Annotated in this window: 23 protein-coding genes; 6 read left to right on the top strand and 17 right to left on the bottom strand. The window is 39.0% G+C overall.

What is annotated here, in order from left to right; translation table 11 throughout:
* Positions 1-84: 84 nt before the first annotated feature.
* The 5 genes from MHO82_RS10065 to MHO82_RS10045 all read right to left on the bottom strand — a co-directional run bounded on the left by MHO82_RS10065 (position 85) and on the right by MHO82_RS10045 (position 3,536).
* Positions 85-306 carry a hypothetical protein gene (locus MHO82_RS10065; protein WP_239183813.1) on the bottom strand — a complete coding sequence of 74 codons (222 nt, stop codon included), beginning with the start codon at positions 304-306 and terminating at the stop codon, positions 85-87.
* Between the two features lie 161 nt (positions 307-467).
* Entirely contained in the window at positions 468-1,169 is a 702-nt protein-coding gene (locus MHO82_RS10060; protein ID WP_239183812.1) for a response regulator, read from the bottom strand.
* 13 nt (positions 1,170-1,182) lie between these two features.
* On the bottom strand, positions 1,183-2,715 hold the full coding sequence (locus tag MHO82_RS10055; protein WP_239183811.1) for an ATP-binding protein: 1,533 nt from the start codon (positions 2,713-2,715) through the stop codon (positions 1,183-1,185).
* A 125-nt stretch (positions 2,716-2,840) separates the two neighbouring features.
* Entirely contained in the window at positions 2,841-3,188 is a 348-nt protein-coding gene (locus MHO82_RS10050) for a hypothetical protein (RefSeq protein ID WP_239183810.1), read from the bottom strand.
* Between the two features lie 12 nt (positions 3,189-3,200).
* Positions 3,201-3,536, bottom strand: coding sequence for a zinc ribbon domain-containing protein YjdM (locus tag MHO82_RS10045; RefSeq protein WP_239183809.1), 336 nt, complete (start codon positions 3,534-3,536; stop codon positions 3,201-3,203).
* A gap of 231 nt (positions 3,537-3,767) precedes the next feature.
* Between MHO82_RS10045 and MHO82_RS10040 the strand changes: the two genes are divergently transcribed.
* Positions 3,768-4,475, top strand: coding sequence for an SDR family NAD(P)-dependent oxidoreductase (locus MHO82_RS10040; protein WP_239183808.1), 708 nt, complete (start codon positions 3,768-3,770; stop codon positions 4,473-4,475).
* Between the two features lie 25 nt (positions 4,476-4,500).
* Here the strand turns inward: MHO82_RS10040 and MHO82_RS10035 are convergent, their stop codons facing one another.
* From MHO82_RS10035 to MHO82_RS09995, 9 genes are all read right to left on the bottom strand, one after another.
* Positions 4,501-5,217, bottom strand: coding sequence for a class I SAM-dependent methyltransferase (locus tag MHO82_RS10035; protein ID WP_239183807.1), 717 nt, complete (start codon positions 5,215-5,217; stop codon positions 4,501-4,503).
* A 130-nt stretch (positions 5,218-5,347) separates the two neighbouring features.
* A complete protein-coding gene (locus tag MHO82_RS10030; protein ID WP_239183806.1) occupies positions 5,348-5,833 on the bottom strand; it encodes a GNAT family N-acetyltransferase in 486 nt (161 codons plus the stop codon).
* Positions 5,834-5,943: 110 nt separating this feature from the next.
* Positions 5,944-6,405: a hypothetical protein gene (locus tag MHO82_RS10025; RefSeq protein WP_239183805.1), complete on the bottom strand. Its 462-nt coding sequence runs from the start codon at positions 6,403-6,405 to the stop codon at positions 5,944-5,946.
* Positions 6,406-6,546: 141 nt separating this feature from the next.
* Positions 6,547-7,353 (bottom strand): HNH endonuclease, encoded by an 807-nt coding sequence (locus tag MHO82_RS10020; protein WP_239183804.1) that lies wholly within the window; start codon positions 7,351-7,353, stop codon positions 6,547-6,549.
* Positions 7,354-7,357: 4 nt separating this feature from the next.
* The gene (locus tag MHO82_RS10015; protein WP_239183803.1) at positions 7,358-7,663 is read right to left on the bottom strand and encodes an NIPSNAP family protein; all 306 of its coding nucleotides are present in this window, start codon (positions 7,661-7,663) and stop codon (positions 7,358-7,360) included.
* Between the two features lie 95 nt (positions 7,664-7,758).
* Positions 7,759-8,274, bottom strand: a complete 516-nt coding sequence (locus MHO82_RS10010; RefSeq protein WP_239183802.1) for a lipocalin family protein — start codon at positions 8,272-8,274, stop codon at positions 7,759-7,761.
* A 145-nt stretch (positions 8,275-8,419) separates the two neighbouring features.
* Complete coding sequence (locus tag MHO82_RS10005) at positions 8,420-8,872, bottom strand: NUDIX domain-containing protein (RefSeq protein ID WP_239183801.1); 453 nt, start codon at positions 8,870-8,872, stop codon at positions 8,420-8,422.
* A gap of 136 nt (positions 8,873-9,008) precedes the next feature.
* Positions 9,009-9,287 carry a hypothetical protein gene (locus tag MHO82_RS10000; protein ID WP_239183800.1) on the bottom strand — a complete coding sequence of 93 codons (279 nt, stop codon included), beginning with the start codon at positions 9,285-9,287 and terminating at the stop codon, positions 9,009-9,011.
* A gap of 500 nt (positions 9,288-9,787) precedes the next feature.
* Entirely contained in the window at positions 9,788-10,168 is a 381-nt protein-coding gene (locus tag MHO82_RS09995; RefSeq protein WP_239183799.1) for a hypothetical protein, read from the bottom strand.
* 152 nt (positions 10,169-10,320) lie between these two features.
* Between MHO82_RS09995 and MHO82_RS09990 the strand changes: the two genes are divergently transcribed.
* On the top strand, positions 10,321-10,644 hold the full coding sequence (locus tag MHO82_RS09990) for a hypothetical protein (RefSeq protein WP_239183798.1): 324 nt from the start codon (positions 10,321-10,323) through the stop codon (positions 10,642-10,644).
* A 68-nt stretch (positions 10,645-10,712) separates the two neighbouring features.
* Here MHO82_RS09990 and MHO82_RS09985 read toward each other — a convergent pair whose 3' ends face one another.
* The 3 genes from MHO82_RS09985 to MHO82_RS09975 all read right to left on the bottom strand — a co-directional run bounded on the left by MHO82_RS09985 (position 10,713) and on the right by MHO82_RS09975 (position 17,957).
* A complete protein-coding gene (locus MHO82_RS09985) occupies positions 10,713-12,662 on the bottom strand; it encodes a methyl-accepting chemotaxis protein (RefSeq protein ID WP_239183797.1) in 1,950 nt (649 codons plus the stop codon).
* A 678-nt stretch (positions 12,663-13,340) separates the two neighbouring features.
* A complete protein-coding gene (locus MHO82_RS25865; protein ID WP_239183796.1) occupies positions 13,341-15,290 on the bottom strand; it encodes a methyl-accepting chemotaxis protein in 1,950 nt (649 codons plus the stop codon).
* 363 nt (positions 15,291-15,653) lie between these two features.
* Positions 15,654-17,957: an EAL domain-containing protein gene (locus tag MHO82_RS09975; RefSeq protein ID WP_239183933.1), complete on the bottom strand. Its 2,304-nt coding sequence runs from the start codon at positions 17,955-17,957 to the stop codon at positions 15,654-15,656.
* A 392-nt stretch (positions 17,958-18,349) separates the two neighbouring features.
* Here MHO82_RS09975 and MHO82_RS09970 point away from each other — a divergent pair, with 392 nt between their 5' ends.
* From MHO82_RS09970 to MHO82_RS09955, 4 genes are all read left to right on the top strand, one after another.
* Positions 18,350-19,090, top strand: a complete 741-nt coding sequence (locus MHO82_RS09970) for a glycerophosphoryl diester phosphodiesterase (RefSeq protein WP_239183795.1) — start codon at positions 18,350-18,352, stop codon at positions 19,088-19,090.
* 14 nt (positions 19,091-19,104) lie between these two features.
* A complete protein-coding gene (locus tag MHO82_RS09965; protein ID WP_239183794.1) occupies positions 19,105-20,388 on the top strand; it encodes an MFS transporter in 1,284 nt (427 codons plus the stop codon).
* 970 nt (positions 20,389-21,358) lie between these two features.
* Positions 21,359-22,084, top strand: coding sequence for a Tim44-like domain-containing protein (locus MHO82_RS09960; protein WP_239183793.1), 726 nt, complete (start codon positions 21,359-21,361; stop codon positions 22,082-22,084).
* Positions 22,085-22,529: 445 nt separating this feature from the next.
* Complete coding sequence (locus MHO82_RS09955) at positions 22,530-23,498, top strand: alpha/beta hydrolase (RefSeq protein WP_239183792.1); 969 nt, start codon at positions 22,530-22,532, stop codon at positions 23,496-23,498.
* The last annotated feature ends 15 nt before the right edge of the window (positions 23,499-23,513 follow it).

Raw genomic sequence — 23,513 nt, 5'->3', positions numbered from 1 at the left:
TTTCAGATAGAAATGGTGTATCAAAAAACGCATTTAATCATAACCAATTCACTCAAATTACAGCTTAATCATAGTCATGATTTACTAAACTGCCAAACCACGTTCATAACGGCCGACAATGTAAACCACATAGCCAATTTTAAAAAAGGCTGCAATAACAATCGTTGTTACATGTGCAACTGCCTGCTCAACAATCGAAAATGAAGAAGCAAATGGAAAACTAATCAGTAATGTACATGTCATTACAAATAAGCTTGAAAACATCACCACCAGACCGAAAGAAGAAATGGTTTTATATAGATTCATAATCGCCTCACTCAGCAGTACAAACTTAAACATGTATTTTATATACAACTTATAATTCCCGACTTATTTAGTCAAGAATAAAATGAGAACGATTTTCGGTTAGGTATGCGAAAGAAAAGAAACTACTTTCTAATGGATTGATTTAAATATGAATTACTCACTCAGTTAAAATCTAATTTATAACCAACACTATAAACAGATTGAACATAATCGCTGCCAGGGACTGCCTCCGACAGCTTTCTACGTAATTTTTTAATATGGCTGTCTACCGTTCGCTCACTCACAATACGGTGATCGCGATAAATCCTATCAATCAACTGAGCCCGTGAGAAAATACGGCCTGGCTCTTTAGCCATCACTTTCAACAGGTTAAATTCAATGGCCGTCAAAGACAAAGGAACCCCGTTAATGTGTACTTGGTGCTTCTCTTCATCCAGCTGAAAAGTGTGCTCGGTACTTGGTGTAACTTGAAGCGATGAAGAACGGTAATCTGACTGATGATAAGTACGGCGCAGCACGGTTTTCACTCGAGCAACAACTTCTCTTGGAGAAAAAGGCTTACAAATATAATCATCTGCGCCTAACTCTAGGCCCAGTAAACGATCAATTTCCTCTACTCGTGCGGTCACCATAATAATAGGGACTTCAGAAAAAATCCGGATTTCACGGCACAGCGTTAAGCCATCCACACCGGGTAACATTAAATCGAGTAAAACTAGATCAGGCTGGTTTTGCTTTACCCACTCAATCACGCCACCCCCTTCCGAAATAATATGAGAGTCATAACTGGCTTGGGCTAAATAATCTGCCAATAACTGAGCCAATTTGGGTTCATCTTCAACAACTAACACTGTCGCCATCATATCGTACTTCCTTTTACTCGATGTTGCGGTATTGATTAAAACTCACCTCAATGGCTAATCCGCCTAATGGCGAGCCCTTCGCTAAGATTGTTCCTTGGTGAGCATCCACGATTTTTTTGGCTATGGCTAGCCCTAATCCAGAACCTCCGGTTTGACGATTACGTGAACTTTCTACTCGGAATAAATGTTCAAATAGATGCGGTAATGCCGATTCCGGTACAGCGGGGGCTGAGTCCTCAATGGTAAGTATAAACACATCTCTTTTTTGCCTCAGGCTCACGTTAATTAAGCCTGGGCCATCAGTATATTTCAGTGAGTTACTCAATAAATTATCAAACAGCTGATGCAATCGTGTCTCGTCTCCCCAGATCATAGCGGACTCGATACCAATGTCGGTACATAACCGTAATTCTTCAGTTTCCAGTTGATGTCGGTAACGATCTGCTGCTTGACCCGTCAGTTTCACTAAATCAATCGAGGCTTTTTGATATCGAAGTGCGCCTATTTCTGCATTGGAAAGCTCATACAAATCTTGCACTAAACTCTGTAAGTGCAAGACTTCTTCCTCTAATGAATGCAAGCTTTCCTGATTCATTGGCCTAATACCATCAATAATGGCTTCAAGCTCGCCTTTTACAATGGCCAATGGTGTGCGTAGATCATGAGATACATCAGCCAACCACTGCTTACGGGACTCTTCATTTTGCTGTAACGTTGCAGCCAACTCATTCACATCCCGACTTAACTTCGCCAGCTCATCTTTACCTTTTGATGGTAACGCCACCGAAAAATCGCCTTTGGTTAGCTGACTGGTCGCTTTTTCAAGGCGCACAATCGGCCCAACAAGTTGGCGAGACAATAGCACCGCAGCAATCACAGCTAATACAAACATCATGGCGACGATAATCAAAAAAGCTTCGTTTTGACGTTCTGAAAACGCTAAATCATAACTATCAGTCAGTTTTTTTTGCGGTGGCCAGGCTAACCACCCCACCACACTATTATCTTGTAAAGACCGAATCGCTAATAACTGAAAATTCGCCTTATACCGACCCACCACACTTTGTTTTTCTTCATCTAATAAAGTAGGTCGACGGTTAAAGGGAGAAGACTCCGGCCGGTTTTCTGGAGGAGGAGGACGCTCAAATCGATGATCTGGCGGTGGCCTTTTTCTTTCAACTGGCTGCCCTCCCTTTTCTCTATCTCGTTTACCACGCGGAGGTGGCGGATGACCTCTTCTTGGCTCCCTAGGAGGAAAAAAATACATGTCATCAAGCAATTCACTATCTAGCATTTGCTTCTTTTGAGAAATATCTTGGATTTCCATCCATAGGTGAGGGAAATGACGAAAGCCTTGCCAGCTTTGCTCTAAACGATAGAATTCAGCTAAGTTTTTTGCTAAAAATTGCAGCTCCTGCTGATCTCTCTGATTAACGTAATTAAGCATGCCGCGATCAAAGCTCCACTGCATCAACCAGTATAAAGAGCCAAAGATGATCAGCATGGTGGCCAACAGAGCCAATAACAGCTTATAAAAAATCCTCATAACTCTTGTTTTAACACTCTGTCAGCGTTTTTACTAACAATTAGTTACAGTTTAAGCCAGCTCTGTTATACCACCTAAAATATGACCTATAAAAGCAAATCGCTCGATAGGCTTTATACCTCTAACTACTTTTGGTATTGAACAAAAGAAAGAGCACAGAAATGAGCCTCAGAATCACTCCATTTCCGCTGCTGATCAGAAACGGCAGAAATATTGACTGGTGTGTTTGTTTTAAATGCATCGAGTAAAAAATTAAACGTCGTTTGATCCGCTAGCGTCTCTTGCTCAAACCAATAGCCTTTGCATACCTGGCCTTTATCTTTAAGCGTAAACAACACCGTTCCACTTGAATAATCAGGATATACTTGAAGGGTTTCAACAGTGGAGGTTATGTCTTCATAAGTCCATGCATGAGATGGTATCGAAAATAGGCACATACATGTAAAAACGGTTTTGGCGATGGCTTTTCTCATTACATTCTCCATTTATGCTTTTTTCACAAATTTAGCGGTCACCATCATTTCACCAGCCCCATCTACTTTGCAGTCCAGCTGATGATCTTTTCCTTCAACGATGCGTCTGATGACTGCTTTGGTTCCGATTTTAAGCACTAAAGAGCTGCCTTTTACTTTCAGATCTTTAGCGAGTGTGACCTTATCACCTTCTTCCAGCAACGTTCCGTTCGCGTCTTTGATAGTTAATGTTTCTTCAGCCAGAACTTCCGCAGGGTTCCATTCATAGGCACACTCTGGGCAAATAAGGTGACTCTGATCTTGGTAAACGTATTCAGATTGACAATTTGGACAAGGAGGAAAAGACATACAGTACCACTTCTTTGAATTAATTTTCCCCGTATAGTAATCGCTCTTTCTAGAGTTAGCGAGCCTAATATATTGAATTATTGAAGGTCTTGCTGGGCCTGATCGAACAAAAACCTTTTTATAAAAAATTATGAAGCTCTCACTTACTTTTAAATAGCCGCTATATTTTCAATATACCAAAGCCAATGTTCTATGCTTATTACACACTGACTATGTTAAAAGGGTAAATCATTGAATATACTCATCATTGGTGGTTCAGGGGGGATTGGCTCAGCTCTAATCAACCTATTCATCACCTCACACCCTGAGGCGTTTATCTATGCGACTTACCAGACGACACCGCCTGCTATCGAGCACCCTCAGATCAGCTGGTTCAAAGTCGATATCTCTTCTGAACAAGAGATTATTTCGCTGGCTAATCACATTTCGAGTCTAGATATATTAATTAATGCGGCAGGTGCACTTCACCAACCAAACCATAAACCTGAAAAATCAGTGAATGAATTCAATCCTGATTTTTTTCAGCATAATCTGAACACGAACGTATTCCCTACTATCTACCTTGCTAAGCATTTTTCAAAGCACTTAAAGTCAAAAAACAATGCGTACTTCATTTCAATTTCCGCACGAATAGGGAGCATAGAAGATAATAGAACCGGTGGTTGGATTAGCTATCGATGCTCTAAAGCCGCTCTAAATATGGCCATCAAGACCATTAGCATTGAATGGAAATATAAATTACCCAATTGCTGTGTGCTCGCCTTCCACCCAGGAACAACAGATACCAAGCTCTCTAAGCCATTTCAAAAAAGTATTCCACCACAGAAGATTTTCACACCTCACTATGTAGCCAGTTGTTTACTGGAGATCTTAAACAACAGAACGTCTGAAGATTCCGGAAAATTCTTTAGCTATGATGGCACAGAAATACCTTGGTAATACGCTTTTATCTTGGTATCGCTATCTAAGCCTGATTAACTCGATACATAGAGTAATACACATCCACTGACATAGCATGCTGCTTACTGGCTTTATTTAATAAATTTACCACTAATGAAAATGTATTCTTACTACCAAAATATTCAATAAAACGGGTATAGCGCCTTAAAGAGGAAAATAAAATATGAGCTAGCTGTTCGGAATTTACATTCATACTCAATGAGGTTTTATGAATATTTAATGCTTCAAACTTATCATAATCACTAAAATTAATAGCATGATCGTATCCTGATGAACTGGAACTCATGTTTATTCCTAACTCTAACATGACATCAGAAAGGACAACTTCAAAATCATACACCAAAACGTTAGCTTCCGGCCTGCATATCCGCGTTATTTCATCGACTAATAAATCTGACTTCGCATAAAATAGCGAGCCTGCAAAAGTCACAATATCAGCACTGCTTGCCTCTAGCCCCGTAGCTTCTCCTGTGCCTTGTAGATAACAAACATTTTCTGAAGAAACCACATTATTCAGCATATCTTTGCTCGGTTCTACACCATAAACAAACTGGCAATGATCACTTAACGCAATAGTCGAAACACCTGTTCCACAACCAATATCAACACCACACTGGTAACGACTCTCTGCCGGTAACACACATTCAAGGATCATTTTATGAATAGGTGGTCGGTAGGCAGCATAATGTTTCGACACTTCACGGGTATATTTTTCAACCACAATAAACTCCCAACACCTTTTGTACTCTCAAAGAAACTAATACGAAAAATAGCAAAATGGTTCACTTACGCTTTTTTTATACTCACGTGCTCAGTAGGCTGAATACCCCCTTAACCATATACTCAATTTTTCAGCATTTAGTTTGATAGCGAGCAACGTCAAACCCAAGTCTTTCTTTTCTATCCACTAGCTGGAAGCCGAATTGCTCGTAAAAAGCCCTTAATCGTGGCCTAGCCCCATGGCAATCACAGCGCAACCAAACACAATGATTACTTTTAGCCAAAGTCAATATTGCAGCCAGAGTTTTTTTCCCTAAACCTTTTGCATTGTATTGACTGCTAATGGCCAATTTGTGAAAAAATAGACTTCCCGTAGTGTCTCGGTCTTGCCAAAAAACATCACTATCAAAACTAATGAACACACACCCTACAAACACATTGTCATATTTCAGAAGATACAACCCTTCTAAACAATATTGCTGCTTAAGTAAAGCTATACTAACTTGCTCATAAGTCCAAAGAGGGACATTATTCCTATTACACCGCTCCACGGTTTCAATAAGAAAATCGGAGGCCAATTTCCAATGCTCTTCTACCGTGGCTTTAACCAATTCCATTTGCTATTCCCTAAATACTCACACTTTGCTCTATGGTAAAAATTAATAAAACAATGAAGCAAAATAGCCACATGTCTTTTTACCTTTTCATACAGTGAAACTTGTTACGCCTACAAACCAACGACCTTCATCACGAAAAACATCAATAGCGTCAATGCTACAGAGCATGAACTCGTCAAAACACCATCTCTGACCAGCTCTTCATAAACTTCAGTCACCGTTTTCACAGGGTACTCTCTTTCATAAGTTAGCCGTTCTTCTATAGACCAAGTCATACGTATATAACGATAAAACACATATGCCATACCAACCAAACCCAATATAAGAGAAAGCCGACCGAATGCAGCCCACGTCATAAAAGAGGAAACCCCAATAATGTAATAACCAAACAGCAGCTTATAGCCTCCTACTTTCTGCACTCTTTTTAGTATTTTTTCTTCTTTAGCATTGTTGGTTTTCCGCTTCGTGTACAAAAGCCGATGCTGAGCATTACTACTTAAATGAGCATAGTCCCAAGGATTCCGATATCCGTTGGTGTGTTTTCTTTTCTTGGTTTTAGATTTTTTCGTCAAAATTACTTTCCGGCACAACTAATAACGCAATAAAAAATCGTAAGGCTCACCACAAAACAGGCCCTTAATACTTTATTCACGCTCACCAATTTACAGCTCGAACATCCAAATGTTGGTGGACGTTCACAAACAGTTGAGTTTCTACTTTTGAAAAACGAACTCCCGATGATAAGTCATATATTCAGATTGCATCTCGTTTAATGATAAAGAAAACTCATTACTACCTAAAAGTAATACAAGCTCTTCTTTTGATAAGAATCTAGATCTCACTAACTGACCTTTTGTATCAAACGAAATTAAACCTGAATCAAAAAGGCTATCTGCATTAGCAACAAGAAGTAAGCCATTATTGGAGTCTAACCGCTCCTGGTTATTACACTGGCTCCAAGGCTTGATATGTGACGCTTTCAGCGCGGTTTTAAGAGTGGCACCTGTAAGGCAGCATTTCTCCCATTTATTTAGAAGTGATAAGCGAAATTTACCTTGGCCGATTCGAGATTTAATGAGATTCGTTTTCTCTGTTTCTGGAATATTCTCGTTATCAAACTCTGCAACAATACCATCTCTAAGGGCTGCCTCTGCCTCCGGAAATACCCAATATGTTCTTTTATTGTTGGGCGGAGTTATTCCTAAATTTCTGCACAATTTTTGATAAGCTTTTTCAGCTGCTTCATTTTCTCGCTTAACCATTTTTATAACGCGAGTAATTTGCGGGTCCGTTTGTTTTCCGTCACGGATTGCATCCGGTGCTAAGTGCTTATCTAAATTATTATTTCTATAACCAATAAACCTTGATGGAGAAAACTGTAATATTCCATTACTCTCACTAACGACAAAACAGCGCCCTCTTTTTACCAAATCGAAAGCGTCATTCAGGCCTTGATTTAAGCCTTTCTCTAATTCATTAATGTTCTGATACAGATCTTCTAACGTACTTATTAATTCCATCGTTTTATCCTAATACAGGCCTAAAAAAACTACGCTCGTAGCTAATAATGCAATCGACACTATCTGCAAACTCAAAGGCTTTTTTACACTCAGGATCATTTAAAGACTTAACTCGATATTCTTCGTAGGCAGACAAACTCTCGAACGTGAACAACGCTAAAGCAATATTGTTTGCACCTTCAGAAGGAAGAAAATAGCCATTATGTTGGCCACCAAATTTTTTAACCAATGGTATCCACATTTTCGCATATTCTTCAAATTCTTTGACCTTTTTAGGATCAATGACATACCGAACATAACACGTAATCATAAGCATCACTCCCCTTTAATCGTCTGATCTTAATACTAAATTAACGCCCTGAAACCTATAAAGAATCACTGTAATTTAGAGTATCAACAACATAATCAATCATGCTCAACGAGAATCAAGTTTTCTGTTTCAAAACCACGCTCTGCCGACATTTTTTTAAATTTTTCCAATACACTAGGTTCGACTTCTGGCGTTCTAGAAAGTAACCAGAGGTAATCATTATTAGGGCCAGAAACAAACGCATAATCGTAGTTTTCTTTCTCTAATTCGAAAATAACATATGAACCGTAAAACGGGCCGAAAAAAGAGACTTTCAGATACCCTTCATCAGCTTCATTCACAAAATATGCTTTACCTTCTGCTTCCTTCCACTCGTTTTTTTCTTGAGAAAAGCCACGATTAATAACCGAAATACCGCCGTCACTTCTCAATGTATAATCGGCGGTAACGCTGCTTAAACCCGCCTCAAAAGAGTGATCAAGCCTTGCGACTTCGTACCAACGCCCTAAATAATTTTCAAGTTTAAAGTCTGAAATAGGGCTAACGCCATTGGGCATACCAAGGCAGCCAGAAAGGAAAAGTAACACAGAAAAGATGAGAAGTTTTTTCATATCTGAGAGCTCCTTAATACCTAACATTCAATGTAAATCACACCAAACAATAACATCTTGTTTAGATTATTGATGTACATATTTCCAACGTGAGGTATTAAGCTGCATCACTAAGGGACACAGCCTAAGGCAAAAATACGCTTTGCTAGCTGGTTTTGACTCTATATAACTTGTTGATTGGCTGCTCGACAAAATAGGACCATACGTGCTTAAACACCGCATGCTGATTTGGAAATGGCGAAAGCTCTAATGCTTCTTCTAAACTGCACCACTTGTATTCGGTATGTTCATGGTTTAGTTCAACCTCCTGATTAGGAGAGCATAACACCACAAATACCGGAATAAGCTCGATTACATTCACATTTGCTTCATAAAACTGCTCAAGAAACTGTGCATTATATAAATGTGAAACTTTTATTTGAGTTTCTTCTAAGAACTCTCGAACAATAGCTTCCGGGCCTGATTCTCCCTCTTCCATTGAGCCCGCCACATGGCACCAGAAACCGCCTTTGACACGTTTCATCAATAACATTTTCATTTCACCATCGATTTCTGATATCGCAACACCAGAAACAATGGATGTATTAATTGGAATCATATTTTAACCTTAATCTTTTCCTGCCGAATAAAACCGACCAAAGTGCCAACCCAGCGCTCATTAACCTAAAATAGGACACCGTAAATATAAAAGCCCTTCATGGCTAAAAAGCACTCGCTGTAATCGTTTAAATATTCTACGCTGACTCACCCTTTTTCTGTAAATAAGCTTTTTCAAATTTCTTATTCTGTAACCAAAATGTCCACGCCGCCATCACACCAAACATAAAACAAGCTAGTGTTTTTATCACTTGAGCCTCTATTGGTGCGCTAAAGAATGCCGCTCTATCAGAATCTAAAAATAAGTGCATAAAGGCAAAATAGACACCACCTAATATACAGGCATTCGTCACCAAATAACGTCGTATTCCTTTTGCTTTGGTTTTTAGCCAAGCATTATATTGACTATCAGTCATCACCTTATCTCAATCATGTTACAACAGAATATTAAATGCATAACTCAGGCTGAATGTCTGCTGTGCAGCCAGCTCTAAGGGTTTCCACCAAGAATAAAAAGAGAGTGAGGGGGAAATTAATGTTTTTGTTAATTATACAGGTTAACAAAAATAGTTAAATGATAATTATTACCACTACCTACCATAAAAATGAAAAGATAATGAAGTTTATCCTGCTAAAAAGAACCTTGTATCTGTGCTATATAGAAAAGGGGTCAGCCCGAAAATATGGCCAAAAAGCATCAAGGCAAAGAGCCACCTGCTAATTCAACAAAATGATAGGAAATAGAGAAAATAAAAGTAACATGTATTTAAATGATAACCTCAGCGATACGCTCATAGACAACATACCACTTTTCAAAGTCGGGGCAGTGATCCGATACTCGCCCTTTTAATCCTTCAGTCTTTCAAATGAGGTTATCATTTACAGATGTAGCTAACTTCAACAATGCGTTTCAATACTATGAAGAACGCTGCTCCATTAAGCGATCTCGAATCACTTTTTCTTCCGCTTGGCTGTACAGATTAATCAGTTCTCTTACCTTCGTATGATTTACTGATTTCCATTTAGCTGAAATACGTAGTTCATCAAGATCTGGAGCCTCTATTCCCATGCTTACGTCAAATACGCTTGGCTCTGGGCTTTGGATGTGCAGTGTGAAGCCTTCAGCCGTTGCAAAGCCTAATGTACTTTCCTCATGAGTCGAATTTAAATACGCCCATTCATACTGCTCAAATGCCATTAGAAGAGGTAAAGGGTTAGATAAACTGACACCATGGTGCCCAATAAACACACCCACTTCGGACCCTTTATTGTCGATTGCTTTGTCTTTTTTCATCATTACATCGGATAATTATTACTGAAGAAGTGATAGATTACACACAATAAAAACACCGTTCAATAATTTTATTTGCTCCTTATAAGATTTATAAAAAACAATTGAACAACGTACAAATGGTTGCTACGATTTAACAAACACTTAGGAATATTAATATGCGCTTACTAACACTGCTACTTGCCTTTTATTCTATTACCGCCGCTGCCTCAGCTGACAACACACTATTTTTATATAATGAAAATTATGTCAGCAGCCCGAAAGCACAAAATACTTATCAATACAAAGAGCAAAAAATAGCACTAAACCAATCGGACGCTAGCTCTTTTCAAGCTGCTGATAAAGAAGATACTTTATATAACTACGAACCAGAGTGTGGAACAGCATGTACGGTAGGCTATTCAAGCTTATTCATCTTAACGATGTTTGCGCAGCCAATGCCTGAGGAAGATGTAGAGTTTGTTCTATTACCTAAGCGCTAAATGAACTCAATAAAAAACGCCATGGCAGTGCATGGCGTTTTACGTGTTTATAGGGACTGATAAGAAAGTTACAGCTTAAATCGTATGATCAAGCTTTGAAGCTCTTCACCTAACTTCGCTAATTCCGCACTTGCCGCAGAAGTTTGCTCAGAGGCCGCCGCCGTTTGATCAGACACACCCTGAATGGCATTCACACGTATATTCACATCTTCTGAGACTGCGCTCTGCTCTTGAGCTGCCGTCGCGATCTGAATGTTCATTTCCGTAATGGTTGAGACCTCTTCGGTGATCGACGTCAAGGCATCATTCACTTGCTCAGACATGTTCACCATCTGTTGAACCTGCTGCTGGCTATTCTCCATTGCGCCTACCGCTGTATCTGTTCCTGATTTTAATGTATCAATCAGTTGCTCCACTTCAATGGTAGAGTCTTGGGTTTTTTGAGCCAATGAGCGAACCTCATCCGCCACGACAGCAAAACCACGACCATATTCACCAGCACGCGCTGCTTCAATGGCTGCATTCAAGGCCAAAAGGTTGGTCTGATCTGCGATATTTTTAATCACATCCAATACTGAAACAATATTTTCGCTGTCAGCTTTCACCTGTTGGATCACTTCTGCCGACTGCTCTACTTCTTGAGCCAAGGCCCCCATGCCTTGCACCGTGCTTACTACAAGTTCATTACCCACTTTGGTTTGCTCATTCGCTTGTAGTGCCGCCTGAGAGGTTAAATCAGCCCTGCTCGCGACCTCTGAGGCTGTTGCATTCATTTCTGTCATGGCCGTCGCCACTTGATCAATGTCGCCACGCTGGCTGTTTACACCGGCACTGGTTTGCACCGTTACCGCTGAAAGCTCTTCAGAAGATGCTGCAATTTGGCTAATGCTGACCGATAGGTGGCTGATCACTTGGCGTAAATCAGTGGTCATGGAGGCCATTCCCACAAATAAATCACCGATTTCATCTTTACGCTCGGTGTTCACTTCTACGGTTAAGTCTCCTTCTGCAACTGAACGGGTAATACGAACGGCTTCTTGCAAAGGAGTTACAATCATACGTGTAATCACAACACTGATGACTAAGCCAACAAAGATCGCCACCAAAGACAAACCAATGCTGACCATTTCAATGCTGTTAACCTGCTCAGCCAAATGCGCTTTTTGTACTTTGCGCATGTCGTTGATCAAGCTTTCCGCTTCACGAGCTTTGCTCAGCAAGATGTCATTAGCAACAAGCATTTCTTGTTGGATTGATTGGTAATTATTAAAAGACGCCTGGTACTTGCGAATGCTCCCAAGCACGTTATCTGCCATGCTTTTATGTGAGAGATTCGTATAACGTTGCTTTAAGTCTTTCATCAATTGAGTCATATTCTCAATGTGTTTATCAACGTATCGTGCGTATTTTTCATCTGCATACTGAATGTAGTTTTTCTCAGCACGGCGACTTTCCAGCATCCATTTAAGCATACGGTTGGTATCGTCTGCTCTTTCTTTACCTTCTTTAATGGATCGGTGGTTGCCTTTAGATTCAATTAACTGCTCAAAAACCTTTTTTTGATCTTGACGAATGCCCGTTAATAAATCGTCAACAACACGTGCTTGTTCACGCATATTTATTGCTGCGTTATTCGCTCGCTGCTTAAGCTCAATAAAGTGCTTAAACTCTTGATAATATTCACTTGTTGCCGAAGAGACTTGCTCCATTCGACCCTGCTGCTCAGGTTCAGTAATACGGTGCTGAATATCAGGGATCAAAGCCGAGATGTTATCCATTACTTGATTCATGGACTGAACGTATTTATCAGCCCCTCGGATAACGTAATTTTTTTCGCTGACTCGCGCTTCTTTTATTAGCTTAACCATACGATTAACGTCATCGGCAAGATCAACATTATCGCTGACTTTGTTTAAACCCATAATGCCGTTAACAGCAACCAAGGTAGTTAAAACCAATACACTGACAAAGCCAATGGCTAGCTTTTTACCTACTTTCAAATCACTAAACTTAAACACTTAGTCTCCAACATCTTTTACGCAAGCTTAAATAGAGGAGCATCCATTGCTATCGGGACTGCTTTCCATCTGCAGCTTTTATTCTGGTTGGAATAACCAAACACTTAATTTCTTTTGTTTTTATTTAACTTATTAAGAAGATTAAGAGGCAAGATATTTTGCGGGGCGTATTCTATGATCGAAATTATTTATTGTCGAATTTATAAATAACTTTTTCTTACAATTAATATAAAAAGATATAATTAAGACATTAACATTCACTTAGGTTATTGATTATGATGGACTTTATATACCATATTTATCCAACCACCTTCCTATTAATCAATAGCCGCCATGTCTACAACTATATTCCACCAATCGTTCCGTATACTTATTCATTTTAAAATAGAACGATATTAGTCCTTATGTTTTTAAAGGATAATAGTATTAAGCCTTACTTTTAAATAGTTAGTAAAAATATATTAAATTGGTGCTATAAAACAAGCCGAACGACTATGTAATATCAAACCAAAAATAAACAGCCTTTATGCTAAATATTATTTAAAATTCGCCATTATTACAAACTATGCTTACAACATACTCTTCATTATAATCACTGTGTTTTATATTTATTTCTCACAAAGAAAAAACGCCATGACAATGCATGGCGTTTTATTTGCTATTAGAGATTTTGTTAAACTACAGCTTAAATCTCACAATCAGACTTTGAAGTTCCTCACCTAATTGAGCAAGCTCAGCACTGGCTGATGATGTTTGTTCAGAAGCCGCAGCAGATTGATCTGATACCCCTTGAATGGCATTCACGCGAACACTCACATCTTCGGCAACGGCACTTTGCTCCTGAGCCGCTGTTGCGATCTGGATGTTCATTTCTGTAATAGTAGACACTTCTTGTGTAATGGACGTCAGGGCATTATTTACTTGCTCAGACATATTCACCATTTGTTGTACTTGGCCTTGGCTATTTTCCATTGCACCTACTGCCGTGTCTGTTCCCGTTTTTAAGGCATCAATCAGCTTCTCAACTTCAATGGTCGAGTCTTGAGTTTTTTGAGCCAAAGAGCGCACTTCGTCAGCGACAACCGCAAAACCACGACCATGCTCACCAGCGCGAGCTGCTTCAATAGCTGCATTTAACGCAAGTAGGTTCGTTTGATCGGCAATGTTCTTAATCACGTCCAGTACCGAAACAATGTTTTCGCTATCCGCTTTCACTTGCTGAATAATCTCAGCAGATTGTTCAACCTCTTGGGCCAGTGTTCCCATACCTTGTACTGTACTAACAACAAGATCATTACCTGTTTTAGTTTGATCGTTCGCTTGCTGGGCTGCCTGAGACGTTAAATCAGCACGATTCGCCACTTCTGAAGCTGTGGCATTCATTTCTGTCATGGCTGTGGCGACTTGTTCGATATCACCACGTTGAGCATTAATACCAACGCTTGTCTGCTTCGTTACCGCGGAAAGTTCTTCCGATGCAGTAGCAATATGACAAATACTGTCAGATAGGCGTGTCATGACTTGGCGTAAGCCTGTAGTCATCGTACCCATGGCTACAAACAAATCACCAATTTCATCTTTGCGATCGGTAGTCACTGTAATACTGAGATCGCCATCGGCGACAGAACGAGTAATCTGTACCGCTTCCTGAAGTGGACGAACAATTAAGCGAGTAATAACAACACTAATGAGCAAGCCCAATAGAATAGATGCCAGCGCTAACGCAATACTCACGTTTTCGACCGTGTCAATCTGCTCACCTAAATGGTTTTTCTGGTATTGACGTGTATCGTTAATCAAACTTTCAGCTTCACGAGCTTTGTCTAACATTACTTCATTCGCGCGTTCCATTTGCTGCTGAATAGAGAGGTAATTATTAAAAGACACTTGATACTGCTTAATGCTCGCTAGTACTGTTTTGGCCATTTCAATATGACGTTCCTGAAGATAACGTTGTTTTAAGCTGGTCATCAACTGGTTCATGCTCTTAACATGATTGGCTACATTGTCTGCATATTTACTGTCTAAAGACTGAATGTAGTTTTTCTCAGCTCGACGAGTTTCAAGCATCCATTTGATCATGCGGTTAGCGTCATCGGCTTTTTCAATCGCATCTTGAATATCAACATAACTGCCTTGATTTTGAACCAACTGCTCAAACGCCACTTTTTGATCTTGGCGAATATCAGACAATAGCTGATCGACAACACGAGCTTGCTCACGCATGTCTAACGCAGCAGAATTAGCTTGCTGCTTCAGTTTCATGAAGTGCTTAAATTCTTGATGGTAATCATTCGTTGAAGCAATCACTCGATCCATCTGTTGTTGGTGAGAGGCTTCAGATAGAGAGTGTTTTGTTTGTAACGCTAAAGAGGTGATTTTAGCGACCATTTCATCCAGTGATTGAACCGAGCTGTCTGTTTCTCGTATTACGTAGTTTTTTTCACTGATGCGAGCTTCTTTAATGTATTTAACCATACGGTTAACATCATCCGCTTTTTCCACATCCTCACTAATGGTTGTGGTGCCATTAATGCCATTCATTGCCACTAATGAAGTTAACACCAAAACACCACCAAAACCAACACCAAGCTTGGTGCCTACTTTCAAATCACTAAATTTAAACACTTAGTCTCCAACATTTCTTATATGCTTGAAATAGACGGGCATCCATTGCTAAAACTGACTGCTATCCATTTGCAGCTTGTTGATATGATAGGAGTAATAAATATTTAATTGTGTTTCATGATTAACCCTAACAACGATCAACACAGATATATTGACCAGTTGAATAATAGGGATAATTTTATAAAAAGTCGATACTTAACAGTATTCAATTAGCGTCAAAATACAGTCTGTCAAAACAGTATTCGAAATGGGTAATAATCAATATTTTCTTATAAATAAATACCTTATATTTAGAAAGCACTTACCTGACAAAGTTTATTATGTAACTTTAAGAAACAATAATGTTCATTTATTGACCATGTCTTATTTCGCCATCGCGGTTATTTCATTTTCATAATAATCAACAAAGTGAGTATTAAGGTAGTTTTCTAACGCATTAAGTGACATCGGTTTAGCATAGAAATAACCTTGAATAAAATCACATTGGCAGCCAGATAAAATACGCACTTGATCTTTCTCTTCAACCCCTTCGGCTAATACATCGAGGCTGAATATTTTCCCGATAGCGATAATATTTTGTACCATTTGTAAAGACTGAGGATTTGACTCTATATTATCAATAAAACTTTTATCAATTTTTAATTCATCAATAGGTAATGACCGCAACATACTTAATGAAGAATACCCAGTTCCAAAATCATCCAATGAAATTTTAGCTCCTAGCTTATTTAAAGATTGGCATTTGGGTTTTACTTTGTTCATGTCTTCAATAAATAGGCTTTCGGTTATTTCTAGTGTGAGATAATGAATATCAAAGTCATATTTATTAATCAGATCCAGCAGCCTAAACTCAAAATCACTTTTTATAAGCTGTTTTATCGAAATATTCACTGCCAACTGAAAATTAATGCCTAACTTTTTATGAAGTAACGACACATCACGAATGGATTGTTGAAAAATAATATGTCCAAGTCTCGCCATTAAACCACTTGATTCTGCAATTGTAATGAACTCATCAGGAGGAACAAAACCAAGCACATTATCAACCCACCGCACCAACGCTTCAACACCATACAACTGGCCATACTTGTCGAACTGCGGCTGGTAAACCATAAAGGTATCTTGTATTTCAATAGCGCGCCTTAACCGCTGTTCAATGGTAATTTTTCTTAAATACGATCGCTGCATTTCAATCGTGAACAGTTTTGCTCTGTTTTTCTGCTCTTTGGCTTGAAACAAAGCTAAGCCAGCAAACGACAGCAGTTCATCAAACAATTCGCTCTGCTCAGGGTAGTAGGCAATACCAATACTGCATGTTAAGGAAAATTGACGTTGGTTGATCTGGTATGGTTTCGATATTTCACACAAAATTTGATCAGAAAGGGCTTCAATAACGTATTTATCCTTATATTTAGCCAATAACAGAAACTCATCGCTCGCTTTACGGGCCAGTAAACCACCTTTAGGTAGAAGAGCGCCTAATCGTTCAGAAACTTGAATTAACACCCCATCACCAAATTCATAACCATGACTGTCATTCACATGATGGAAATCATCAAGGTCAATGAACAAAACAGCAAATGTTGTTTCACTCGCTGGCATGCACCACTGATGGAAGTTGTCTTTTAAATGCTTTTGATTGGGTAAACCTGTGAGATCATCATGACAAATTTGATGAAGCAGCTGCTCACGTCTTTGGTACTCACGCAAAGACATGACTCTCATCAAAACAAACAAAAACGTCTGTATACAAACAAAAATGAGCAAGCCACTCAGAAACTTAGGAATAAACTTCTCGATAATGGCTCTCTCTGCAATACCCGACACAGCCCAAAGGTCCAATTGTGAATCGTATTTAATCGCCCCTTGAAACACACTGCCAGCCTTGTCTAATGACGTGGTAAATACCTCCCCCGATTCTCTAATTTTACGTAAACGATCACTGCCCAATCGATACAGCTTCTGTTTGATTTGTATAAAGTATTTCAAGTCCACAGGTGTGTAGTAATCGTTATATTCAAATGTAGCCGACGAAAAAAACTGCCGATAGCGATCCCCTCGAATTAAACCGATTTCATGGCTTTCACTGCCGTAAGAGATATTTTGAAAAACATTCGATTTATTCAGTTCTACTGCCGCCCCTAATACGGCAAAAGGAACACCATTTTTATCTCTGATGGCTTTTCGCACCGGAATGATTTTGGAGTGCAGAGATTGGGAAAAATACGTTCTGCCCAACACAAAATGCTGGCTACTCAAAGTTAGCTTAAAACTGGCTTTCGTGTTTTCAGATTCGAGTAAATTAACCACTTTCTCTGGTGCTATATTAGAACTACCAAAAATCATGTCGCCATTTAGATCAAATAAAATCATCCCACCCAGTTCAGGCTGAGACAAAAGAATTCGGTCAAATGTGCTTTGAAGCTTATTTTTATCTATTTCTTTATCGCTCTGTATTTGGTTTCCTAAGATATCCAGTAACGTGCCATGGGCATGAAAAAGTGATCCCACGGAACTTGAGAATAATTCAACTTCATTCCGCTGCTTTTGAAGCAATTGTTCTTTATTACTGCACCACATTGAATACGAAATAAAACAAAGTAGAGCACCATTTATAAAAAACACTACCCAATACACAATCCATATATTTTTATTCGAAAATAGCATCGTCACAAATACACCCGGCCTATAGAAACAAGCAACACAGAATACCGTAACAAAGAAATGGCATTTTACAATAAGAAACTTACTTCTTATTTCAGCACCATCTAAATCATGAAATCAATTCATTCGAAACCATATAAAAGCGCCAGACTTACTTATTAAACAACTAGCACATATCATCCTATCATATTGATAAATATGTACTATTAACCCTATTCACTTCGAGGTTTATGTTCATAAATTGTCCGTATTTTTCTTTATTAGGGACGATTCAACACGCAAAATACAACATATTTATGCTCGAACGCTGATAATTCTATCCATATCACATTTCAAACGCTCATTTTTCTGTAGCATCCTGCCCCCATAATAAGCCTAAAAACAAAAGGTAAAACGTGAAAAGATTAATTGCTCATCGCGGGATGTCTTCCCTAGCTCCTGAAAATACCCTCGCCGCTTTTTCTTTATGTAAAGAGCACGGCATTACATGGTTTGAATGTGATGTTGATATTTTAGAAGATGGAACAGTGATTGTGTCCCATGATGACACACTGGATCGCTGTACTGATAAAAGTGGCAAGCTGTGTCGCATTAGTAAAGAAGACTTAGCCGATATTGATGCAGGTAGCTGGTTTGCTGATGAGTTCATTGGTGAGCGCTTACCGACAATCCAACAGCTAATTAAACTCGCTAATGAACAAGAACTAAATCTAAACATCGAAATCAAATCATGCGCTGCAAGTGCAGCCTTAAGCTACCAATTAATTGAAAATCTAATTGTTGCGCTGGAAGATCTTAACCCAGAGCGTGAGCTTATTGTTTCTAGCTTTAACCACTTGGTTCTGTCTGAATTTAAACGTCGTAGCCCGCAAACCTCTGTTGCCTGCTTATTTGAAAGCCACACTTTATGGGACGACTGGAATGCCACCATCGAATGGTGCCAAGCCGATTACATTCACCCTGAAGACAAGGGCCTAACACGTGAAATGGTACAAAAGTTCAAAGATGCTGGCGTTAAAGTCAACGTGTGGACAGTAAACGATTTAGCTCGAGCTAACCAATTGTTTAACTGGGGCGTCGATGGCATTTGTACCGATATCGCTCATAAATTCCCATCTAAATACAAACAAAAATAATGAGATAGAACAAAATGAATTTATTAGCTAAAGTCGGCTTCGATACCAATAAACAATTTTATGGTTTTTTGTCTGTGGTTATGTCAGGGCAAATTATCTACTCCGCTTTTGAAGCCTTCAAAGGAACATTTTATAACCTTCTTCTTGAAGTATTGAAAATCGACAACACCCAAATGGGTATCTTATTTACCTTAATTGGATCTGCCATGTTCTTCTACATTCCGGCAGGCTGGGTGAATAACCGTTTTTCAGTGAAATCTATTTTGATCACCAGTCTGCTGGTTCGATTTGTCAGTATGATGACCATCATTACCTTGCAGCCAGATTTCACGGTCTTAATCGTCATTGCTGCCATCTGGGGTATCACTGATGCTATTTTCTGGCCTGCGGTGGTCAACGGCGTTAACTTAATGTCGGGCGATCACAACAAAGGCATGGCTTTTGGTTTATTAGAATCTATCCGACGTGCCACTGAAATGAGCATGAACGCCATTATTGTAGGTATTATGGCGCTTGTGGGTGGTTCTATTTTGGTATTCCAAGGCGCGATTGTTTTCTACACATTGTTAATTTTACCTATGGTGTTCTGCGTTTGGAAATTTGTACCAGACAACAGCCTAGAAGTGAAACAAGGCGAGAGCAAAAACAAAGCGGCTCTACAAGGTTTGATCCACGTTCTAAAAATGCCAACAGTATGGCTAGCGGCGATTACTTCTCTAACGGTTTACTGGACGTACATTACTCTGATCTACACTGTGCCATACCTACAAGCAGTATTTGATCTAAGTACAGCTCAAGCGGCAGTCTTCGGTATTATTAATACTGGAGCAATGGGTGTGGTAGCAGGTTTAGTTGCTGGCTCTATCTCCGATTTCATTTTCAAATCTTCAACAAAAATGATGCTGTTTGCATTAGGCCTAACGGTTGTATGTTTGGGTGTGACTATTGCGCTGCCAAAATCTGCCGACATGCTTATCATGAACATGATTCTGCTGATGTGTTTCTCATTCAGCATTTTCCTAGCGAAAGGGATTATTCTTGCGCCAGTAGCTGAAGCTGGTGTGCCAAAAGAGTTCAGTGGTGCTGCGATGAGTGTTGGCTCTTTTGCAGCATACGCTTCTGTATTCTGGGCTTATGCACTAAACGGTTGGATCATTGATACTTACCCAGCGGTACAAGCATATCAAATGATTTTTGGTATTGGTTTAACGGTTTCTGCGTTTGGTATGGTATGTGCGTTTGGCCTGCTGGCACTAAAGAAAAAGCAAGCACCACAATTAGCTACTCAAGGAAGCTAACTTAGCTTATATCAACAAAGAACTAAACCAAAGCCCCCTACACTGCTTTAATATTTCGTAGTGAAGGGGGCTTTTAATTTGAGCTATATTTTATCTGATTATCGCTAAACCTCAGCTCCCATACACTAAATCCAATAAATGGTATTGAGATTTAATGCCAACAGCGATTGTTTTCTATACACATTTAGACAGTTAAAGTTACGCCCTCACTCTATTAATGCCATAACTTCCCCTATCAAGCTTCACTAACCGCTGGCACCTCCTTTTCATCAATAAAGTTACTATTGAAATATAGTTTTTATCCATTTACCTGTTAAAAAAGAAAGAGCGGTATTTCTACATTGGAATGATCACGTCTGCTGAATGATATCTGAGCGGGAAGCATGAAACGTGAAACGAAATATTAAAGGTCACCGTACGAAAAAAGGTAAACAGCATCAAGGCTACAGAGGCTACTTAAACCAGCTAAAGCTCGATGGTAATGAGATTTATATATATAAAATATCTATAGATGTGTAGAATGCAGCCTTCCAAAAAGAAAGCAAAGATAGTTTGTACATCAGTTAGTTCTATCGACTTTTGTGGTGGTAGATTTAAACGGTTGCATTGAATCAGATTTTACTCCTCAAAATGTACACACTAGAACACAAGATATACAAAGCTACTCTTCAGGTTGAGTTCTTTGATACCAAGCTTAGGTTTTCTCTGGAAATACCACAGTGATAAATAAATCACGTTTGATATTAATGTTTTGATAGTGGTGATATTGGCTTATATGCACGTAAGGTGAACGGTAAACTAGATTGAGTGAATGATTTCTCTAGTAATAACTCTGCGGTTTACCTTACAAGTAGAATATTAAAGTTTATTAGTGCGGTTCTATCTCATTGGTCGCGCTTTAACAAGTTGCTCAGTTGTAAACTGTACTAATAAAAAATGAAATATTATTGAAAAATAAGGAAAATGATAAGTGAAAAAATATACGTTGTTTACAGCTTGTGTCATGTTTTTATCAATGGCTTTTATAGCTGAACCAGTGTTAGCTGGGCCTGGAGGCCAGATTGCGTCTGCTATATTTGACTCTACATGGGGAAAAGTTTTACTCGTTGTCTTATTCATATTGTTTTTACCACTTATTGTTATGAACTCAATTAAGACAAAAATTGCTGAAAAGCGAGCTAGCAAAGATCTAGCCTTTATGGCAGTACATAGTGACCATTTTGATTGGTTTAAATTACAACAAAGAGTTAAAAGTTGCTTTTTACGAGTTCATCAAGGGTGGCAAGGAGGAGACCTCACGGATACATCTGAGTGGATGACCGAGTGGTATTGGACTAATCAACAACAAGTTTTTTTGGATAAATGGAAGGAACAAGGGTTAGTTAACATATGTGATGTACAAAGTGTTGGTTCAATCAGACCACTTATGCTTGTTCATCGTAATCATGACGATGGCCATCGTGATTCATCTGTTGTGGTTATAGTCAGTGCGAAAATGAATGATTATTTAAAGGACATAAAAACGGGTGAAATAGTCGAAGGTAGCGAAGAGTATAAAACGGTAAGAACTGTGTGGAGCTTTACATTAGATAATGATGAGTGGAAAGTGTCTGGAATAGAGCAGAGCAATACAATAATGCAATATATAAAAATGCTAGATAACTTACCACCAATACAGTCAACACTAACTCGTTGATCCACTATACGTGCCTTTTACACCAATTTCTCAGTAACTTCTAACCCGTCGGCAGAAACTTTATGGTTTCTGCCGTTGAAGTTTTCCAGATCTGCCCTAAAGAACTCATACCCTTCCAGCACAATAATTTAATTCTTCCAAAACAATGAAATGAGTATAAATGTACCCTTTATTTACACAGTGAATCTTGGTCAGCTTGACGCACTAACGCCATTTCTAAAGAAAATGTTCACATTTTTAGAGAATTTGAATTTCTGCTGAGGAAGAATGAATATTTAACAATATAAAAGTTCACATAGAACATATTGGTATGTTGAATTCTCGATGGTTGATTAGCTCAATTTTTATAACCTCCGCCTATTATTTATCTCTGACCTTATAAAATAAGAAACAAGTCGCTATACTCACAACATCTTATTGATACAATAAATAGTAAGGGTGTGAGATGTTATTTATTACCGCACGTACTCCTAACGAAAAACCTACTTTAGAGTTTGGCCGATCATTAACTTTCGACGTACAAAATACCGATGTCTCTATTCATGAGTATTTTTGTAAACGGAATAAAAAGAAACACTACATTGAAATAGGATCACAAAACTTTTTCAAAGAGCTCAAAGAATTGGATGAAGAAACCCAACTTCTTTTTTATATCCATGGCTTTAATAATCTCCCAGAAAAAGACATTTTCCCTCGCGCAGAAAAACTAGAAGCCCGATTAAATGCGGTTTATTCCAACAAACTAGTAAAGGTAATACCGATTATTTGGCCTTGTGACGATGATTCCCTTGCCGCTTTTGTTGACGATTACTGGGACGATCAAAGAGCCTCAAAAGTCGCAGGAATGCTCTATTCTCGGTTACTTAACAAATTCGAAGCATGGCGAAATAAGGATGAGCAATTGTCTGCCCCTTGCCTGAAAAGAATCAATGTTCTCGCTCATTCAATGGGAAACAACGTACTACAACACGCCATTGCTGAATATGCAGAATCCCATGGCAAAGCAATGCCTCAGCTCTTTAGAAACATTTTTATGATCGCCGCCGATGTAGAAAACCAAACCTTAGAAAAAGGGGAAACAGGCCAATGCATTCCTGAATCGGCTAGAAATGTAGTGGTGTACTACGCCAACGATGATTTAGCTATGCCTGCTTCTAAAATCGCCAATTTAAAGAATCTAACAATTTCTCGTAGACTCGGTATGACAGGAACTGAATGCTTAGAGAAAACACCCAAAAATGTCATCGAAGTCGATTGCGACAACTTTAACAATACATTTGATAAACCCAAAGGGCACAGTTATTTCATTGAAACCAATGATGGAACAACCGTCAGTCCATGCATTGCTCACATGGCACACGCCATAAAAACAGGACGAGTGCAGCATACTAACCGCCAGCATATACTTACCTAAACGGGCGACGTGCTT

The sequence above is a fragment of the Vibrio sp. Of7-15 genome (assembly GCF_022347565.1).
Lineage (GTDB): Bacteria > Pseudomonadota > Gammaproteobacteria > Enterobacterales > Vibrionaceae > NORP241.
This window is presented reverse-complemented; position numbering and strand designations above follow the sequence as displayed.

What these genes read in the sequence shown, in the direction of transcription:
- MHO82_RS10065 (WP_239183813.1), bottom strand. Translation starts at nt 306, where the DNA reads ATGAATCTATATAAAACCATTTCTTCTTTCGGTCTGGTGGTGATGTTT.
- MHO82_RS10060 (WP_239183812.1), bottom strand. Translation starts at nt 1,169, where the DNA reads ATGATGGCGACAGTGTTAGTTGTTGAAGATGAACCCAAATTGGCTCAG.
- MHO82_RS10055 (WP_239183811.1), bottom strand. Translation starts at nt 2,715, where the DNA reads ATGAGGATTTTTTATAAGCTGTTATTGGCTCTGTTGGCCACCATGCTG.
- MHO82_RS10050 (WP_239183810.1), bottom strand. Translation starts at nt 3,188, where the DNA reads ATGAGAAAAGCCATCGCCAAAACCGTTTTTACATGTATGTGCCTATTT.
- MHO82_RS10045 (WP_239183809.1), bottom strand. Translation starts at nt 3,536, where the DNA reads ATGTCTTTTCCTCCTTGTCCAAATTGTCAATCTGAATACGTTTACCAA.
- MHO82_RS10030 (WP_239183806.1), bottom strand. Translation starts at nt 5,833, where the DNA reads ATGGAATTGGTTAAAGCCACGGTAGAAGAGCATTGGAAATTGGCCTCC.
- MHO82_RS10020 (WP_239183804.1), bottom strand. Translation starts at nt 7,353, where the DNA reads ATGGAATTAATAAGTACGTTAGAAGATCTGTATCAGAACATTAATGAA.
- MHO82_RS10015 (WP_239183803.1), bottom strand. Translation starts at nt 7,663, where the DNA reads ATGATTACGTGTTATGTTCGGTATGTCATTGATCCTAAAAAGGTCAAA.
- MHO82_RS10010 (WP_239183802.1), bottom strand. Translation starts at nt 8,274, where the DNA reads ATGAAAAAACTTCTCATCTTTTCTGTGTTACTTTTCCTTTCTGGCTGC.
- MHO82_RS10005 (WP_239183801.1), bottom strand. Translation starts at nt 8,872, where the DNA reads ATGATTCCAATTAATACATCCATTGTTTCTGGTGTTGCGATATCAGAA.
- MHO82_RS10000 (WP_239183800.1), bottom strand. Translation starts at nt 9,287, where the DNA reads ATGACTGATAGTCAATATAATGCTTGGCTAAAAACCAAAGCAAAAGGA.
- MHO82_RS09995 (WP_239183799.1), bottom strand. Translation starts at nt 10,168, where the DNA reads ATGATGAAAAAAGACAAAGCAATCGACAATAAAGGGTCCGAAGTGGGT.
- MHO82_RS09990 (WP_239183798.1), top strand. Translation starts at nt 10,321, where the DNA reads ATGCGCTTACTAACACTGCTACTTGCCTTTTATTCTATTACCGCCGCT.
- MHO82_RS09975 (WP_239183933.1), bottom strand. Translation starts at nt 17,957, where the DNA reads ATGCTATTTTCGAATAAAAATATATGGATTGTGTATTGGGTAGTGTTT.
- MHO82_RS09965 (WP_239183794.1), top strand. Translation starts at nt 19,105, where the DNA reads ATGAATTTATTAGCTAAAGTCGGCTTCGATACCAATAAACAATTTTAT.
- MHO82_RS09955 (WP_239183792.1), top strand. Translation starts at nt 22,530, where the DNA reads ATGTTATTTATTACCGCACGTACTCCTAACGAAAAACCTACTTTAGAG.